Origin of the sequence: Alloyangia pacifica (genome assembly GCF_020524285.1) — a bacterium.
In the GTDB taxonomy this organism is placed as follows: Bacteria; Pseudomonadota; Alphaproteobacteria; order Rhodobacterales; family Rhodobacteraceae; genus Salipiger; species Salipiger pacificus_B.
This window is the reverse complement of sequence record NZ_JAIVKX010000003.1, coordinates 162,119-178,338: the sequence shown is the minus strand read 5'-3', so window position 1 is coordinate 178,338 and position 16,220 is coordinate 162,119. Positions and strand designations below refer to the sequence as shown.

Annotated in this window: 12 protein-coding genes and 1 other RNA gene; 4 read left to right on the top strand and 9 right to left on the bottom strand. The window is 68.9% G+C overall.

Features of this window, described 5'->3' with window-relative positions:
• Window positions 1–71: 71 nt before the first annotated feature.
• Together LC039_RS04950 and LC039_RS04945 are read left to right on the top strand one after the other, a co-directional pair.
• Window positions 72–3,248, top strand: coding sequence for a calcium-binding protein (locus tag LC039_RS04950; protein ID WP_226621952.1), 3,177 nt, complete (start codon window positions 72–74; stop codon window positions 3,246–3,248).
• Window positions 3,249–3,336: 88 nt separating this feature from the next.
• Window positions 3,337–4,263, top strand: coding sequence for a LysR family transcriptional regulator (locus tag LC039_RS04945; protein ID WP_226621951.1), 927 nt, complete (start codon window positions 3,337–3,339; stop codon window positions 4,261–4,263).
• An 8-nt stretch (window positions 4,264–4,271) separates the two neighbouring features.
• Here the strand turns inward: LC039_RS04945 and LC039_RS04940 are convergent, their stop codons facing one another.
• From LC039_RS04940 to LC039_RS04920, 5 genes are all read right to left on the bottom strand, one after another.
• Window positions 4,272–5,273 (bottom strand): glycosyltransferase family 4 protein, encoded by a 1,002-nt coding sequence (locus LC039_RS04940; RefSeq protein WP_226621950.1) that lies wholly within the window; start codon window positions 5,271–5,273, stop codon window positions 4,272–4,274.
• 26 nt (window positions 5,274–5,299) lie between these two features.
• A complete protein-coding gene (locus LC039_RS04935) occupies window positions 5,300–6,280 on the bottom strand; it encodes a glycosyltransferase family 2 protein (RefSeq protein WP_226621949.1) in 981 nt (326 codons plus the stop codon).
• 19 nt (window positions 6,281–6,299) lie between these two features.
• Window positions 6,300–7,214: a glycosyltransferase family 2 protein gene (locus tag LC039_RS04930; RefSeq protein ID WP_226621948.1), complete on the bottom strand. Its 915-nt coding sequence runs from the start codon at window positions 7,212–7,214 to the stop codon at window positions 6,300–6,302.
• A gap of 294 nt (window positions 7,215–7,508) precedes the next feature.
• A complete protein-coding gene (locus LC039_RS04925) occupies window positions 7,509–10,139 on the bottom strand; it encodes an ATP-binding protein (protein ID WP_226621947.1) in 2,631 nt (876 codons plus the stop codon).
• A 26-nt stretch (window positions 10,140–10,165) separates the two neighbouring features.
• Complete coding sequence (locus LC039_RS04920) at window positions 10,166–10,693, bottom strand: oxidoreductase (protein WP_226621946.1); 528 nt, start codon at window positions 10,691–10,693, stop codon at window positions 10,166–10,168.
• Between the two features lie 370 nt (window positions 10,694–11,063).
• Between LC039_RS04920 and LC039_RS04915 the strand changes: the two genes are divergently transcribed.
• Window positions 11,064–11,726 (top strand): response regulator, encoded by a 663-nt coding sequence (locus tag LC039_RS04915; RefSeq protein WP_226621945.1) that lies wholly within the window; start codon window positions 11,064–11,066, stop codon window positions 11,724–11,726.
• 130 nt (window positions 11,727–11,856) lie between these two features.
• On the opposite strand, the gene ffs is transcribed toward LC039_RS04915, so the two are convergent.
• Window positions 11,857–11,955: signal recognition particle sRNA small type (ffs, locus tag LC039_RS04910), an RNA gene on the bottom strand.
• A gap of 222 nt (window positions 11,956–12,177) precedes the next feature.
• Here ffs and LC039_RS04905 point away from each other — a divergent pair.
• A complete protein-coding gene (locus LC039_RS04905; protein WP_226621944.1) occupies window positions 12,178–13,329 on the top strand; it encodes a hypothetical protein in 1,152 nt (383 codons plus the stop codon).
• Between the two features lie 7 nt (window positions 13,330–13,336).
• Here the strand turns inward: LC039_RS04905 and LC039_RS04900 are convergent, their stop codons facing one another.
• The 3 genes from LC039_RS04900 to LC039_RS04890 all read right to left on the bottom strand — a co-directional run bounded on the left by LC039_RS04900 (window position 13,337) and on the right by LC039_RS04890 (window position 16,076).
• Window positions 13,337–14,098 (bottom strand): ABC transporter permease, encoded by a 762-nt coding sequence (locus LC039_RS04900; RefSeq protein WP_226621943.1) that lies wholly within the window; start codon window positions 14,096–14,098, stop codon window positions 13,337–13,339.
• A gap of 103 nt (window positions 14,099–14,201) precedes the next feature.
• Window positions 14,202–14,996, bottom strand: a complete 795-nt coding sequence (locus LC039_RS04895; protein ID WP_226621942.1) for an ABC transporter ATP-binding protein — start codon at window positions 14,994–14,996, stop codon at window positions 14,202–14,204.
• 75 nt (window positions 14,997–15,071) lie between these two features.
• Entirely contained in the window at window positions 15,072–16,076 is a 1,005-nt protein-coding gene (locus tag LC039_RS04890) for an ABC transporter substrate-binding protein (protein ID WP_226621941.1), read from the bottom strand.
• Between the last annotated feature and the right edge of the window lie 144 nt (window positions 16,077–16,220).

Sequence of the window (16,220 nt, the reverse complement as noted above, 5' to 3'; positions counted from 1 at the left end):
GCCCGTGTGTTTGATTCCCCTCTGGGTTCGAGTCCCCGGGCGTTGGGGAACACTGGTGCAAGGTATGTGCGATGACGGTCTACGCGGTGACGCAGGAGAATTGGAACGACCCGGCTTTCTGGGCGGGGATCTCCGAAAGCTCCGCCGGGCACACGCTCGATCTCTCGGGGCTGCCCGACGGCGTCGACGTCGAGTTCGACCAGGCCAACCTCGTGCTCTTCCTCACCTACGACGGCGGCAGCTTCCAGATCGGTGACGCCACGGCGCCGGCGGTCTTCGATGCGCAGCTCGGCGCGGGCACCGACTGGAGCTATTTCACCCTGCTCACCGGCGGCGCGGGCGCGGACACGCTGGGCGGCGGCGACGGCAGTGACACGCTCTCGGGCGGGGCGGGGGACGACAGCCTTCTCGGCTATGCCGGGGACGACCTGATCTACGGCGGCGACGGCGGCGACACGGTGCACGCGGGCACCGGCGCCGACACGGTGATCGGCGGCGCGGGCGACGATTCCCTCTCGGGCAACGAGGGGGGCGACTCGCTGGAGGGCGGCGCGGGCAGCGACTCGCTCTACGGCCAGGAGGGCGACGATTACGTCAGCGGCGGCGACGGCGACGACACGCTCGAGGGCAACGAGGGCAGCGACACGATCCACGGCGGCGCGGGCAACGACTGGATGCGCGGCTCCTATGGCAACGACGCGCTCTGGGGCGGCACCGGCGACGACAGCTATTGGGGCGGCTGGGGCGACGACACCTTCCACATCGAGAACGATTTCGGCAATGACACGGTGGACGCCGAGGGCGTCGACGAGGTGCTGGGCGACACGCTCGACCTGTCGCTGGTCACCGACGGACTGCGCATCGACCTGGGCGACATCAACCCCGAGATCGGCAGCGTCAGCGATGGCACCAGCACGCTGGTCTACGACGAGGTCGAGCACATCATCCTCGGCGCCGGGGCCGACACGCTGGCGCTGTCGGACGGCGGCGGGCTCGACGCGGTGCAGGGCTTCGTGGCGCCGACCGAGCTTGGTGACGGGACCTACGCGGGCAACGACCTGCTGGACGTCACGGGGCTGACCGATGCCGAGGGCAACCCGGTGGACGTGGTTGATGTCACGGTGAGCGACACGGTCGGCGACGGCACCGGCGATGCGGTGCTGAGCTTCCCCGGCGGCGTGGCGCTGACGCTGGTCGGCGTGCTGGCCTCCGAGGTGTCCTCGGCAGCGCAGCTGCAGGCCATGGGCATTCCGGCCGCGAGCGAGGAGAGCGATCCCGATGTCCCGACCGACCCCGTGGATCCGGTTGATCCCGTCGATCCTGAAGACCCGGCCGACCCGGTCGAGACCACGGGCGAGCTGCCGCAGATCGACGGGGCCTTTGCGTTCGAGGCGACGATCCGCTTCGATGATCTGTCGGCGGCGCAGGGTCAGAAGGTGTTTGAATTCGGCGGCGCGGACGAGGACCGTCTGACCTTCGGCCAGCTCGGCCCCAGCACCGCGGTGCTCTTCGAGATCGGGCAGGACGGGGCGAGCTGGCTCATCGTTGCCGAGGATGCCCTTGTCGAGGGCGAGACCGCCACCTGGACCGTCGGAGTCGACGAAACCGGTTTCATGTTCGTCGAGAAGGACGGGGTGCAGGTCGCCGAGGGCGACGGCGTGGTGCCTGCGGACAGCGAGCGGCTGAGCAACCTGCTCGGTGGCGCCGGCGAGACGGCATTGGTCGGCGACATCTCGGACGTATCGATCACCCAGGCGAGCGGCACCTGGCTCTCGGACGAGAGCGGAGATGCGGGCACGGGCGTGGATGACGGTACCGGGACTGGCGGAACCTCCGATCCTTCCGAGCCCAGCGACCCGTCTGATCCGACCGACTCGTCTGACTCGACCGATCCGGCGGACACTGGCGAGACCACGGACCCGGGCCCCGACCCTGACGGCGCGGATGAGCTCCCGCAGATCGACGGGGCCTTCGAATTCGAGGCGACGCTGCGCTTCGACGACATCTCCGGCGCGCGCGACCAGCGGGTCTTCGAGTTCGGCGGGGAGAGCGAGGACCGGATCACCTTCGGACAGCTCGGTCCCAGCAACGCGGTGCTCTTCGAGATCGTGCAGGACGGGGTCACCGCGCTGATCGTTGCCGAGGACGCGATCACCGAGGGCGAGACCGCGACCTGGACCGTCGGCGTCGATGAGACCGGCTTAATGTACATCGAGAAGGACGGGGTGCAGATCGCCGAGGGGGACGGGCTGGTACCTTCGGACAGCGAGAGGCTGGCGAACCTGCTCGGCGGCTCGGGCTCGGCCACGCTGCAGGGCGAGATGAGCGACGTCAGCCTGGTGCAGGGGGATCAGGTCTGGACGCCGGAGGCAGGCTCCACCGTCCTCGATCCCGCGGCGCCCGAGGACGGCGCGGGGGATGACGCGGAAGACACCAGCGATCCCGCCGAGCCCGAGCTGACCGATGACAGCCTGCCGCAGATCGGCGGCGCCTTCGAGTTCTCTGCGGAGCTGCGCTTTGACGATCTCACCGAGGCGCGCGGCCAGCAGGTCTTCGAGTTCGGCGGGGCGGAGGAGGATCGGATCGCCTTTGGGCAGCTCGGGCCGAGCGATGCCGTGGTCTTCTCGGTCAGCCAGGGCGGCTACACCCACTACATCGTGGCCGAGGATGCGCTGTTCGAGGGCGAGACGGCGAGCTGGACCGTGGGCATCGACGAGACCGGCTTCATGTACGTCGAGAAGGACGGGGAGCAGATCGCCGAGGGCGAGGGCGTGGTGCCGAACGGCAGCGCGCGGCTCACCAACCTGCTCGGCGGATCGGGCGACACCGCGCTGCAGGGCGAGATCAGCGACGTGAGCGTCTCGCAGGACGGCAGCCTGTGGTGGCTGGACGAGGACGGCGCGCCGCATCTCGAGCTGACCGGCACCGACGAGGACGAGCTGCTCGAAGGTGGCGACGGGGATGACACGCTCTGGGGCGGCGGCGGCGACGATACGCTGACCGGCGGCGCGGGCGACGATACCTTCGGCGTCAGCGCGGCGGCGGGCACCGTCTCCATCACCGATTTCTCCGGGGCCGACCGCATCGACCTGACGCAGCTCGGGCAATGGGCGGACGGCGAGGCGCTGATGGCGGCGCTGAGCCAGGAGGACGGCACCGCCAGCCTCAGCTTCGACATCGACGGCGCGGCGCAGACCCTGCTGGTGCAGTCCGACGAAGAGCTGACCGAGGACGATTTCCTGCTCTGATCCGGCCCTTGTCGCCAACGACTTGGCAAGCGGCGGGACGCATGGTTCACTCCGCGCGCGCCCTGACACCCGCCTGCAAAGGACCCTCATGCCCGGACTGCCCCATCTGCGCGCCATGCAGGCCTTCGAGGCCGTGGGCCGCTGCGGCTCGGTGCGCCGCGCCGCCGAGGAGCTGGGCGTTTCCTCCGGCGCGATCAGTCAGCAGGTGCGGCGGATCGAGGCGCATCTGGGGGTCGCCCTGCTGGAGCGGCGCGGGCGGCAGCTCGAACTGACCAGCTGGGGCCGGGTCTACCATGCCGAGCTGAGCAAGGGGTTTGCGCAGCTCGCCCATGCGGGCGAGGCGCTGGCTCGGGCGCGCAACAGCCGGGGGTTCGTCATCAGCTCGCTCACCACGGTGACCAACAAGTGGCTGGGGCCGCGGCTGTTCGAATGGACCGCCGAGCATCCCGGCGCACCGGTGCGGCTGGTGGGCACCGAGATCGAGCCGGACCTGACGCGCGAGAACGTCGACTTCCGGCTCTATTTCGACGACAGCCCGCCGCACGGCCAGTATGCCGAGCTGTTCACCGACTGCATCGTGCCCGCCTGCGCGCCGTCGCTGCTGCAGGGGCGCGTGCTGGCACGCCCCGAGGAGATCTTCGAATTTCCCTTGCTGCAGGTCGTCTGGATGGAGAGCTTCGCGGCCCACCAGGTGCCCGGCTGGAAGGAATGGGCGGCGCACTGCGGCGTGGCCCGCCCGCCTGCCTCCGAGGGGGCGGCGCTGAGCTTCGCCCTTTCGTCGAGCGCCATTGATGCCGCTGTGGCGGGGCGGGGATTCGTTCTCGGGCAGCTCGCGATGATCGGCGAGGAGCTGGCCAGCGGCCGGTTGGTGGTGCCCTTCGGTCTGCGCATGCCGCTCTCGGTGCCCTACGGGCTGGCCTGGGATCGTGCGAGCCTCGAGAAGCCGATGGGCCGGGCGCTGCGCGACTGGCTGGTGGCGCAGGGGCGGCGGCAGGCGGCGCTCTGCGCCGTCTGATCCGGTGTTCAGATCACGGCCAGCGCGCCGCGCCCGGCCTTCTGGCGGCAGGTGAGGCGGTCAAGCAGCCCCTGCCAGCCCTGCACGGTCAGCTCGCGCGCGGTGTCGGCGGGCTCGCGCGGGGCCGGGGCGGTCTCGGCCAGCACATCGCTTAGCGCCCGGCTCCATGCGGCGACCGAAAGGTCGGCCACGGTCAGCACGCCCGGCCCCTGCAGGTCCGACAGGCCGTCACGCCCGGAATGCAGCAGCAGGCGGCCCGCCGCCTGCGCCTCGCGGGCGGCCAGCGGCGAGGGTTGCCAGCGCGACGGCATGGCGATGGCATCCGACTGGCGCAGGGCCGAGAGCCGGGTGGTGTTGCCATGCACCCGGATGCGCAGGTCGTGACGCGCGAGCGCGCGCAGCTCGGCGCGCTGCGGCCCGTCCCCGAAGATGTCGAGCCGCGCCTCGGAATTGGACACGACGCTGAAGGCCTCGATCAGCAGGTCGAAGCCGCTCTGGCGGTGCAGGCGCCCGATCGCGCCGATGCGCCTGACCTGGCCCCGCGGGCCGGGCAGGGCGGCAAAGGAGTCGAGCTCGGCGAAGGGCGGGATCACCGAAAGCTGCGCCGGGGCGACCAGCGCGTGGCGGCGCATCCAGCGCGCCTGCGCCGTGCCGAGCGCGACCACGTGGTTGAACAGAGCATAGCCGGACCGCAGCATGGCGCGCCGGCGGGCGCGGTTGCGGCTGATCACAGAGGAGCCCTCGCAATGCAGGTGTTCGACATGCACGAGCTTCGCCTGCGGATGGCGCGCGCGCAGCATCATCAGGCCGGGCAGGCTCTGCCAGGTCAGCGGCAGGTGCGAGACGATCACGTTGGCGTCGATCGCCGCAGCGCCGGCGACCAGGCGCGACACCGGAACGGCGCGGTGCTCGGCGGTGGCGGCCAGCGCGGGATCGCGGCCCAGAAATGCCAGATAGCGGGACAGGTCGCCCGCGGTCCGGTCGTCGTGAAGATGGGCTATGCGTAGCATTGGCTGTATCTCCATGCGATGTGGGGTCAGGCCGACCTGCCGCGCGCGCCCGGGAGGCGGGCGAAGAGCGGCAAGCGGGACAGGTAGAGGACGAGGCCGGAGGCGCAGATCGCCAGCGTCTTCCGGGGCTCTTCGGCGAGCGGGCGCAGCGAGGAGGCGAGCGCGGCGCGCAGCAGCTGGGCGGCGCGCGGAGCCTCTCCGGCGAGAATGGCGCAGCGCGCCAGGTGGCGCAGGTGATAGGCGCGTGCGGCGGCGGCGTGGCGGCCAAAGAAGTGCCGGTCCTGCGCCGACAGCTTGGTCACCATGCGCTCCCAGGCAGCGATCTGCTTGCCCACGGAGACGGGCGGGACGGTGGTCTCGGCGCTGCAGCAGCTGCAGAGCCGGGAGGGGATGCCCACGATCTCCCAGTCGCTGACCAGGGCAAAACGCAGCCAGAGCTCGAGCGTCTCGACCTGCCGGAAGGTCTCGTCGAACCACCAGTCGCGCTCGCTTTCATGCGGCGGGCGGAAGGCGACGCTGTCGAGCGCGGCGCGGCGGATCATCGCGGCAGAGGCCGGGCCGACGGGGTTGCGCTTGAAGATCTCTGCCGCCCCGATGCCGCGCTTGCGCGGGGTCTTCCACAGCGCCGCGCGCCGCCCGTTCGGGCCGAGCGCCTCGGAGCCGGAGTAGCTCAGGCCGACGGCCGGCGAGGCCTGGAACTGCGCCACGTGCTCTGCGAGCTTGGTCGGCGCCCAGCAATCGCCGGCGTCGCAGAAGCCGACAAAGCAGCCGCGCGCGGCGGCGATGCCGGTATTGCGCGCGCCGGCGGTACCGCGGGTGCGCTGACGGAGCACGCGGATGCGCAGATCGCCGAACGCTTCTGCCAGCTCGGCGCTGTCGTCCGTCGAGCCATCGTCGACCACGAGGATCTCGAAGTCCGGAAAGCTCTGCGCGCAGAGGCTGCGCAGGGTGTCCTGCAGCCGGTCTGCGGCATTGCTGGCCGTGACGATGATCGAGGCGCGTGGCATGGGCGAAGCTCCTTGTGGATCAGCGCGAAAAGAGCGCGTCGCGCAACGGACGGGGCAGCACCGCGGCGAGCAGCGCGCCGGTCAGCACGCGCGCGCCGTGGAACGGATTGGAGAACCAGCCACTGAGGCTGGTGGTGCAGCCCGACAGGCCGAGGCGCAGGGCCTGCCGGCCGGGGGCGCCGACGCGCAGGGCGCGGGCGGCGAGCTGGCGCAGGTGCGCGGCCTCGTTGCGGGCGGTGCTGCGGAAGCCGTAGCGCGCCGCGCTCAGCAGCGCCTGGCCACGACCCGCTTTCATGCCCTCGAGGTCCGAGGACAGCCCGGTGTCCGAGGTGCGGTAGGTGACCAGCGCCGCGTCGATGCCGACCACGCGGGCGCCGTCGCCGATCAGGCGGACCAGCCATTCGAGGTCGGCGTTCTGGGTGATCTCGGTGTTGAAACCGCCGCTGGCGAGGAAGCTCTCGAGACGGATCGCCATGTTGGACATGGTGAAGACCGGGTTCTCGGCGAAAAGCGCCTCCAGCGTCAGCGTGCCCTCGTAGGGGCCGGTGACCGTGCCGATGGTGCGGCCGTTCGACAGCGTGACCCGGCCGAAGCAGGCATCGGCGCTCTCGTCCTCGAAGAAGGCGTCGAGCCTCTCGAGCTTTTCCGGGTGCCAGGTGTCATCGGCATCGAGGAAGGCGATGATCTCGCCGTCGGCTTCCGCCAGCGCCATGTTGCGCGCCGCGCTCGGGCCGACGCCGCTGCTCTTCATCAGGCGGAAGCGCATGTCGATCCCGGCCATGGAGGCGGCGATCAGGCGAGTGTCGTCGCTGGAGCCGTCGTCGATGATCAGCGCTTCCCAGTCGTGTTCGGTCTGCGCGAGCAGGCTCTCGATGGTCTCGGCGATGGTCGCCTCGGCGTTGTAGCAGGGAATGACGACGGAAAAGCGGGGCATCTTCGGGCATCCTTCTCTGCCGGGGGCAGGATCGAGAAACAGGTTACAGGACCGGGCGACCAATGCCCGATGATCAATGTTTATCGGCTGTTTCGGGATGCTGTCGCCCGCACCAGAGGGGAGCGGGATGGGGCAAGTGGCGAGAGACCTATCCACTCGGATAGGCGCTCTACCCCGCGTCCGGGAAGAGCGCGGCAGGACTGTGGCGAAGCGGGGCGGGAAAGCGGCGCGGGGCAAAGCAAAGGGCCGAGTCGGGTGTCTGCCGACTCGGCCCTTCGGGGTCGCGCGCGAGGGTCAGGCTGCTTCGAGTCGGGCTTCCAGAGCGCTGCGGCTCTGCTGCCAGAGATCGGCCAGCGCCTCGAGCTCGGCCTTGTCGGGCTGCTCGCCGCGCTTCACCTGCGTCTCGATACGTCCCAGGGCGCGGCGCAGCGCCTCGGCGCCGAACGGGCCGCAGGAGCCGGCGCATTGATGCGCCACGGGGGCGAGGTCGGGATCGTCGGGCGCGGTTTCGGCGAGCGCGGCGATATTGCGGTCCATCTCGGCGAAGAACCGTTCCAGCAGCTTGTTGGCCGCGGCGCGCGGCACCTCGGAGAGGAAGGCGCGCAGGCGTTCCTCGTCGAGCAGGCCGTGGGCCGGATCGGCCGGTGCCTCTGCCGACGGCTCCACCACGGTTAGGACGGGCGGGGCGGAGGGCGCCGCCGGGGCGGGGGTGTCGGGGAGCGCGGGAATCTCGCCGGACGTCACCTGCGCCAGCGTGCGCAGCAGCAGCGGGCGCTCGATCGGCTTGGTCAGGCAGGCGGTCATCCCGACCTTGCGGAAGCGTTCGCGCTCCTCGGGCAGGGCATGGGCGGTAAGGGCGATGATCGGCACCTCGGCGCAGGCGCCGGTGCCGCGGCGGATGTGCCCCGAGGCGGTGGTGCCATCCATGACCGGCATCGAGATGTCCATCAGGATCACGTCGAAGCGGTGCAGCTCGGCCATGTCCACGCCGGCCTGCCCGTTCTCGGCGATGGTGACCTTGTGGCCCTCGCCCTCGAGCATCTCGCGCACGATGAAGCGGTTGATCTCATTGTCCTCGACCAGCAGCACGTCAAGCGGACGCTGCGGCTTGTCGGGGCAGTCGCGGGGCTCTTCCGGCACCGCGCCGACATCCTCGGACGGGGTCAGCGGCACGCGGATCCAGAACAGGCTGCCTTCGCCGGGTTCGCTCTCGGCGCCGATCTCTCCGCCCATGAGGCGCATGAAGCGCCGCGCGATGCCGAGCCCGAGCCCGGTGCCGCCGGCTTCGCGGGCGTAGGAGGAATCCAGCGTCTCGAAATCCTGGAAGATCCGGGCGAGGTCCTTCTCGGCGATGCCGATGCCATTGTCGATGACGCGGAACTCGATCTCGGTCTGCGCGGCGTCGAGATATTCGACCTCGACCTCGACGGTGCCGTCGCGGGTGAACTTCAGCGCATTGCCGACGAGGTTCAGCAGCACCTGCCGCAGGCGCCGTGCGTCGCCGATGGCGCCGTCGCCCTCGGGGCCGCACCAGCGCCAGTTCAGCTCGTTGCCATAGGTCTGGGCCAGCGGCTGGGCCGTCTCCATCAGCCCGTTGAGCAGGCGGTTGATCGAGAAGGGGGCTTCTTCGGCCCGCATCTTTCCGGCCTCGAACTTGGCGAGATCGAGCACGTCGTTCACCAGTTCAAGCAGCAGCCGGCCCGAGCTCTGCATGCGGTCGAGCAAGTCGCTCTGGCGCGTGGTCAGGCTGTGATCGCGCATCAGCTGCATGGCGCCGAGCAGCCCGTTCAGCGGGGTGCGCATCTCGTGGCTCATCACCGCCAGGAACTCGGACTTGGTGCGTTCGCCCGCAAGCGCGCGGTCGCGGGCGTCGGTGAGCTGTTCCTCGGCTTCCTTCCAGTTCGAGATGTCGCGAATGTAGAACACGTAGAGCGGGTTGTCGGCCTCGGCGCGGTCGGCCGAGATCTCGGCAGGGAAGAGATGCTGGTCGCGGGTCTGCAGCGTGATCTCGAAATGCTGCTCGTCGAGCCGCGGCCGGCGGTGCTCGTCGAGGAAGGCCAGCGCACCGAGCTGGTGCCGGGCCAGCGTGTCCGCCGGAACCATCAGCTCCAGCGCAAGCCGCCCCACCGCCTCGGCGCGGGTATAGCCGAAGAGCGCCTCTGCCGCGGTGTTGAACTCGCGCACCACGCCCACCTCGTCGGTCACCACGATGGCGTTCGGCGAGGTCTGCACGATGGTCTTCATCCGCGTGCTGGCAAACTGCAGCGCGTCGGCGCGCTTCTGCGCGAGCCGGAACAGGCGGAACATGGCGTAGGCCAGAAGGGTCAGGCCGATGAACAGGGCCAGAAGCACGGCGGCGATGTAGATCATCAGCTCCGTGATGCCCTCGCGCCGGGAATCCGAAACCTCGGCAAAGGCGGTGAGCGCGGCCAGCGAGAAGGCGCGGACGTCCGCGGTCACCTGCTCGGACTCTTCGAGCAGCGCGGGCAACTCGGCGAGAAAGACGTCGTCTGGCCCGTCGATCAGCGGAACGGTGTTTTCCAGGAAATCGAGCACCCGCATGCGCGGCGCGGACGACTGCACCGACTCGCGCAGGGCGTGAAACACCCGCCCGCTGCTCATGGTCACCATGCGGCTGTAGAAGATGTCGAAGCGGCGGCGGACATCCTCCATCGCGTCGGGATTGTCCTGGGCTTCCTTCATCGCCAGACGGAACTGCAGGAATTCCACGTCGGCCTGGGCGAGGCTCCACTGCAGGTTGTCGGAATTCGCGACGGAGAAGTCGTCGATCTCTCTCAGGACCAGCCAGCCGAGCCAGACAACGAGGCCCACGCAGAGCAGAAGCGCGGAGGCCGCGCCCCCGGTCTGCACCAGGGTGGTTCGGCTATGGGTTGAAGTCTCGTCGGGCAGATTCAAGTTCACCATGCCTCCATGGGCCCGAACCGCGCGTCCTAGTCAAGAACGATGATGCGGTCCAACTGCCAGATCGCGCGGGAATAAATCTGCTCGGTCTGGTACTCGGGCTTCTGATCGAAGGGGTAGACGATCCACAGCGGGCCCTTGTTGCGCACCGGCATCTTCTCGCCGTGGTTGAGGAACGCGACGATCGGCCCGCCATCGACCCAGTCCTCGCTGGGGATGGTCACCGCGTAGTCGTTGATCGCGGTCGCCTTGATCTCGGTCCCTTCGGCCCCGACGAGCTCCATCAGGTCACTGAGCTGTACGCCGGTGAAAACCTGGTCGCCATCGGTCCAGATGGTCTTGGTGGTGAAAGTGCGGGTGTCCAGCGCTTCGAGCATGTCGAAGTCGAAGGTCGCCGTGTCACCGACGTTGGTGTTGGTGATCGCGCCGCTCACCACGAGCAGGGGCTCCTCCGCGGGCGCGGGCAATGCCTCATCCGCCGTGACCGCTACGGAGGCCATCGGCACGGCACAGGCCGCAAGGAAAACGAGGGCGCGCAGGGGCGGAAGACCGAACATGATTTGCGACTCCTTGGTGGGTGGTCGGATACTGTCACATACGCGACAAAAGCGGTATCGGGGCAATGGGAGGGGCCCCTATCCGTCCGGGTAGGGGCATCCGCGGCTCCTTCGGTGGCGAGGCAATAGGCGCATTCTTTCGGGCGCGCAGCCTTGCCGTCGCGGGACCGGAGCGAGGAAATCGTGCCGTCGGCGGGATTTGGCGGATCGGGGCGTGAGGCGCGGGAGAAGCATGACCCGTCGTCATGTCACAGGGCGGAGCAATACGCCCCCCTTTGTCCATAATTTAACCGCAATCAGCCGTTAGTTTTGCTATTTGTTTAGAGAAAGATGAACGGCGATTCGCCGAGAGGTTGCAGGGAGACGGACCATGATGGCACAGCAGGCGGCGCATGTGGTAACCAGATCGGCCAATGTGCTTCGCGTTTTGATCGCCGACGACCACGATCTCCTCCGCGATACGCTGCAGATTTTCCTTGAAGGTGAAGGTACTTTCGAGACGGTCTGCGTGGCAAGCTATTCCGAGGCCGAGGCGCTGGTGAAGGCGGGCGAGCAGTTCGATCTCGTGCTTCTCGACTACTCGATGCCGGGCATGAACGCGCTCGAAGGCTTCAACAAGATGCGCGCGCTGGAGGGGTCGCACCGAGTCGCGATCATCTCCGGCACCGCCAGCCGCGACGTTGCCGAGCAGGTGCTCGAGGCCGGCGCCGCGGGCTTCCTGCCCAAGACCCTCTCGGCGAAGTCGCTGGTCAACGCCGTGCGGTTCATGGCGATGGGCGAGCAATACGCCCCGCTGGACTTCATGCGCCAGGAAGAGGCCGCGCCGAGCCACCCGATGGCCGAGCGTCTGTCGCCGCGCGAGCTGGAGGTGCTCGAGGGGCTGACCCAGGGCAAGTCGAACAAGGAAATCGCCCGCGATCTCGACATCCGCGAGCCGACCGTGAAGCTGCACGTGAAGACGCTCTACCGCAAGATCGGCGCCTCGAACCGCACGCAGGCCGCGCTTCTTGCCAAGGAAGCCGGGCTGTTCTGAAGCCGGAAATCTTCGTGGCAACGACCAGACACGCGCCGGGCATCCCGGCGCGTTTTCTTTTGCGGTCGGACGCACGGCGCCAATGGCCACCGCAAGCGCGGTGGCAGCATAAGACCCTGAATGTGGGGGTAGGTGAGAGGCTGGACAACGACCCAAGCGGGGCTCGTTACGGCTGCTTCCTTCCGGACCTGACCGGGTTGGCGAGGCGCCTGCCCGCGCCAACCTCTCGGGGCGAGATATAGGCCCTCGGGGGCGGGGACCGCAAGGGGGGCAGGGCAGAGATTTTTTGCCACGACAGGTGGCGGGCTCTACCCCGATTTATCCTAGAAGGGGTAAAATTCTGAACGCCCCTGCTATTGCCGGGGGATGCGCGAGATCTACCTTGCTTTACCAAAGGCGCTATAAAGTCGCGTGTCCGCCGGCGCGCAGTATGCAGCGAAAGGGCCCCTCCATGACCGAAAGCGGCAACCGTGGCGAGTTCTACGTTCCGCGCAAGGAGCTGGCGCAGGCGATTGCCGAGCGGCTCTCGCTCGACCCGCTGATGGGCAGCCCCTCGGGGCTGATGCTGGCGGCGCCGCGGCGCACCGGCAAGAGCACCTTCCTGCGCCGCGACCTGCTGCCGGTGCTCAGGGCGCGGGGCGATCATCCGGTCCTGGTCGACCTCTGGTCCGACCGCAAGGCCGACCCGGGCCAGCTCATTGCAGATGCGCTGGCCGCCGAGATCGCCGCCATGCCAAGCCCGGTCGAACGGGCGGCGCGGGCCTTGCCGATCAAGGCGATCACCATCGGCGGGCTGCGGGCCGAGATCGGCGGCGTGGCCGAGGGCCGGAGCCTCACCCTCACCGATGCGCTGCTGGAGATCGGCGCGCGGGCAAAATCGGACGTCGTCTTCCTCATCGACGAGGCGCAGCAGGCGGTCACCACCGAGGCCGGGCTCGACGCCATGTTCGCGCTCAAGGCGGCGCGCGATGCGATGAACCAGCGGCCCGAGGGGGCGCGGCTCTTCGTGCTCTGCACCGGTTCGAACCGCGACGGGCTGGCGGGGCTGCTCTCGACCAACCAGCAGCCGTTCTACGGCGCCCGGGTCGAAGATTTTCCGACCCTGGGCCGGCCCTATGTCGAGGCGCTGGTGGCCGCGATCAACCCGCGCCTGGCCGAGGACAACAAGCTCGATCCCGAGGACGTCGCCGCGGCTTTCCGGCTGCTGGGGCATCGCCCCGAGAAGCTGGTGGAGGTGGTGCAGCAGCACGCCGCCTGGCTGCCCGGCAGCGCCGGGCTGAAGCGCACGCTGCAGGAGCGGGCGGACGAGCTGCGCGCGCGGGTCTGGGATCAGTACGGCTCGGATTTCGACGGGCTGACGGTGCTTCAGCGCGCGGTGCTCGAGGTGCTGATCCGCGACGGTTCGGACTTCGCGCCCTTCCACGAGAAGACCGTGCAGCGCATTGCCGGGATTGCCGGGCGCAAGACCTCGGCGCAGGCGGTGCAGAAGGCGCTGGACGCGCTGCGCGACAAGCAGCTGGTCTGGCGTCCGGGCCGCGGGCGCTACGCGCTGGAGGACCCGGACATGCGGGACTGGCTGCTGGCGCGGATGGCGCAGGGCTGAGCCCGGATCAGCCCTGCGGCCGCTCGGCCCAGCCGGCGAAGATCTTCTCGAGCGCGACCACCACGTAGTAGAGCACGATGCCGAGAAAGGCCAAGGCGATCAGCACCGCGAACATCAGCGGGTAGTCGGAGTTGGTCTTGCCGCTGTCGAAGAGCGCGCCGAGGCCGCGGCCATGCGGGCTGACGATCTCCATCAGGTTGGTGCCGATGAAGGCCAGGGTCACCGCCACCTTCAGCGCGCCGAAGAACTCGGGCAGCGTCTTGGGCAGGGCAATCTTCCAGAAGATCGTCGACTGGCTGGCGCCGAGCGAGCGCAGGATGTCGCGGTACTCGGGCTCCAGCGTCGACAGGCCGATCGAGACCGAGACGGCGATCGGGAAAAAGGAGATCATGAAGGCGATGAGCACGGTGTTGAAATCGTGCATGCCGACGAACATCAGCGCGACGATCGGCACCACCGTCGCCTTTGGCACGGCGTTGAACCCCACGAGCAAAGGGTAGAGCGCGTCGCGCATGGTGCGCGAGAAGCCCATCACCATGCCGAGCGCGGTGCCGAAGACCACGGCGATCAGCAGCCCCACCACGGTGCGCCAGAGCGTCTGCCAGCCCATGGTCAGGAACAGGCTCCAGTAGCGTTCGTAGGCGGGCAGAAGGTCCGAGGGCGAGGCCATCTTGTAGTTCGGCCAGCCCATGACCCAGACCAGCGCCTCCCAGAGCGCGAGGAAGATCACGATGGCGAGGGTGGGAACGGCGATCTGGCGGAAGGTCATGTGCGGCTCCGCTGCGCGGCCTGACCGGCGGGGGCGCGGGTCTCGGCGGCGGGATATGCGTATTTGGAAAGAGAAGAAGCGGGCATGGGGGGGTGGGGGGCCATCAGGCGGGTGCCTCGGCGGGGGCGCGGCCCTGGGCGATCTCGATCTGGTGGCGCAGCGTGGCGAGCATCTCGGCGGCCTGCGGCGTGTAGAGGTGCTCGATGTCGCGCGCGCCGCTGATCCCCGTGTCGAGGGTGAACTGGGTGCGGGCCGGGCGGCCCGAGAGCACCACCACCTGGTCGGCGAGGTAGATCGACTCGCGCAGGTCGTGGGTGATCAACACGCCGGTGAAGGGCTCTTTTTCCTTCACCTGGTGCATGATCTGCCACAGGTCCTCGCGGGTGAAGGCGTCGAGCGCGCCGAAGGGCTCGTCGAGGATCAGCACCTCGGGGGAGTGGACCAGCGCCCGGCAGAGCGAGGCGCGCTGGCGCATCCCGCCCGAAAGCTCGGAGGGGCGCTTGTCCTCGAAGCCTTCGAGACCGACGAGCGCGAGCAGGTATCGCGCGCGCTCTTCCTGCTCTTTCCTGCCCAGCTTCGTCGGCACGATCTCCAGCGGCAGCATGACGTTCTTGAGGATCGAGCGCCATTCCAGCATCACCGGGTTCTGGAAGGCCATGCCGACGGTGGAGCGCGGGCTTTTCACCTTCTCGCCGTGCAGCCAGACCTCGCCCTCGTCCGGCTTCAGCAGGCCGGCGACCAGCTTGGTCAGGGTGGACTTGCCGCAGCCCGAGGGGCCGACGACGGCGACGAAGCCGCCCTCGGGCACCGACAGCTCGAGCCCGTCCAGCACCGGCAGCGGGCCGTTGGCGGTCTTGTAGGCGTGGCGCACGCCCTTGATCTCGATGAGGTTGGTCATGTCTTGCCTTGCATGCGCGCGGGGGCGGGCGAGCGCCCCCGCGCGGGGGTCTTGGTCAGCGTCTTGATCCGGGGCTCACTCGAGCGGGAAGCCGCCCTCGGGCAGGTAGTCGCCGGTGAAGTAGAGCGCGGCGTCGGGCTCGTGCTGGAACTCGTAGGTCAGCTTGATCTGCTCCAGCGCGTTTGCCATGCGGGCGTCGTCGATCGGCCCAAAGCCATTTGTCTTCGTCCAGTCGGTGACCACGTTGGCGTCGAGCGCCAGTTCGAGACGGCGGGTCTCCAGTTCGGCATCGGCGGCGGGGTTGCGCGACACGAGGCTTTCCACCGCGGCGGCGGGATCGGCGACCGCGTCCTTCCAGCCCGCGGCGACGGCGGCGAGGAAGCCTTCGAGCAGCGCGCCGTTCTCGGCGGCCCAGTCGGTGTTGACGATGATCGCGTTGCCATAGAGGTCGACGCCGTAGTCAGCCATCAGGATGGTCGAGATGTCGGCCTCATCCACGCCGAGACGCGCGGTGTTGAGGTAGGAGGTGAAGCTGAAGCCGGTGACGGCGGCCACCTTGCCCTCGGCCAGCATCGGCTCGCGGGTCGGGAAGCCGACCGGCTCGATGGTGATCGCATCCACGTCCAGATCGTTCTCGGCGGCGAAGATCGGGAACTGAGCCCAGGCCCCGTCCGGCGGCGGCGCGCCCAGCACCTTGCCCTCGAGGTCCTTCGGCGCCTCGACGCCCAGCGACTTGCGGCCGATGATGGCGAAGGGCGGCTTGTCGTAGACCATCATCACGCCGGTGACCGGCGCGCCGGGGTTCTGATCGAGGAACTTGATCAGCGAGTTGATGTCGGCAAAGCCGACGGGGAAGGCGCCGGTGGCCACCTTCGGGATGGCGTCGAGCGAGCCGGAGCCGGCGGAAATTTCCACCTCGAGCCCGGCATCGGCGAAATAGCCCTTGTCGATGGCAACGAAATAGGGCGCCGAGGGGCCCTCGAATTTCCAGTCGAGCGCGAAGGGCAGGGCGGTCTGGGCCGAGGCGGCGGTTGCGGCGGCCATGAGAGTGGCGGCCAGCGCGAAGGCGCGGGGGGTCATGGGTCTTCCTCCGTGTTGTGGCGGCCGGGCCGCCAAGTTTTCCGGCGTGTTGCTCACGTCTTGCGGCGAGTTTGCCCGGAAATGCGGCGGTGGGAAGACCTGATCGGACGCGGCTGCGCAGGTGACCTGTTACATTTTGACCGA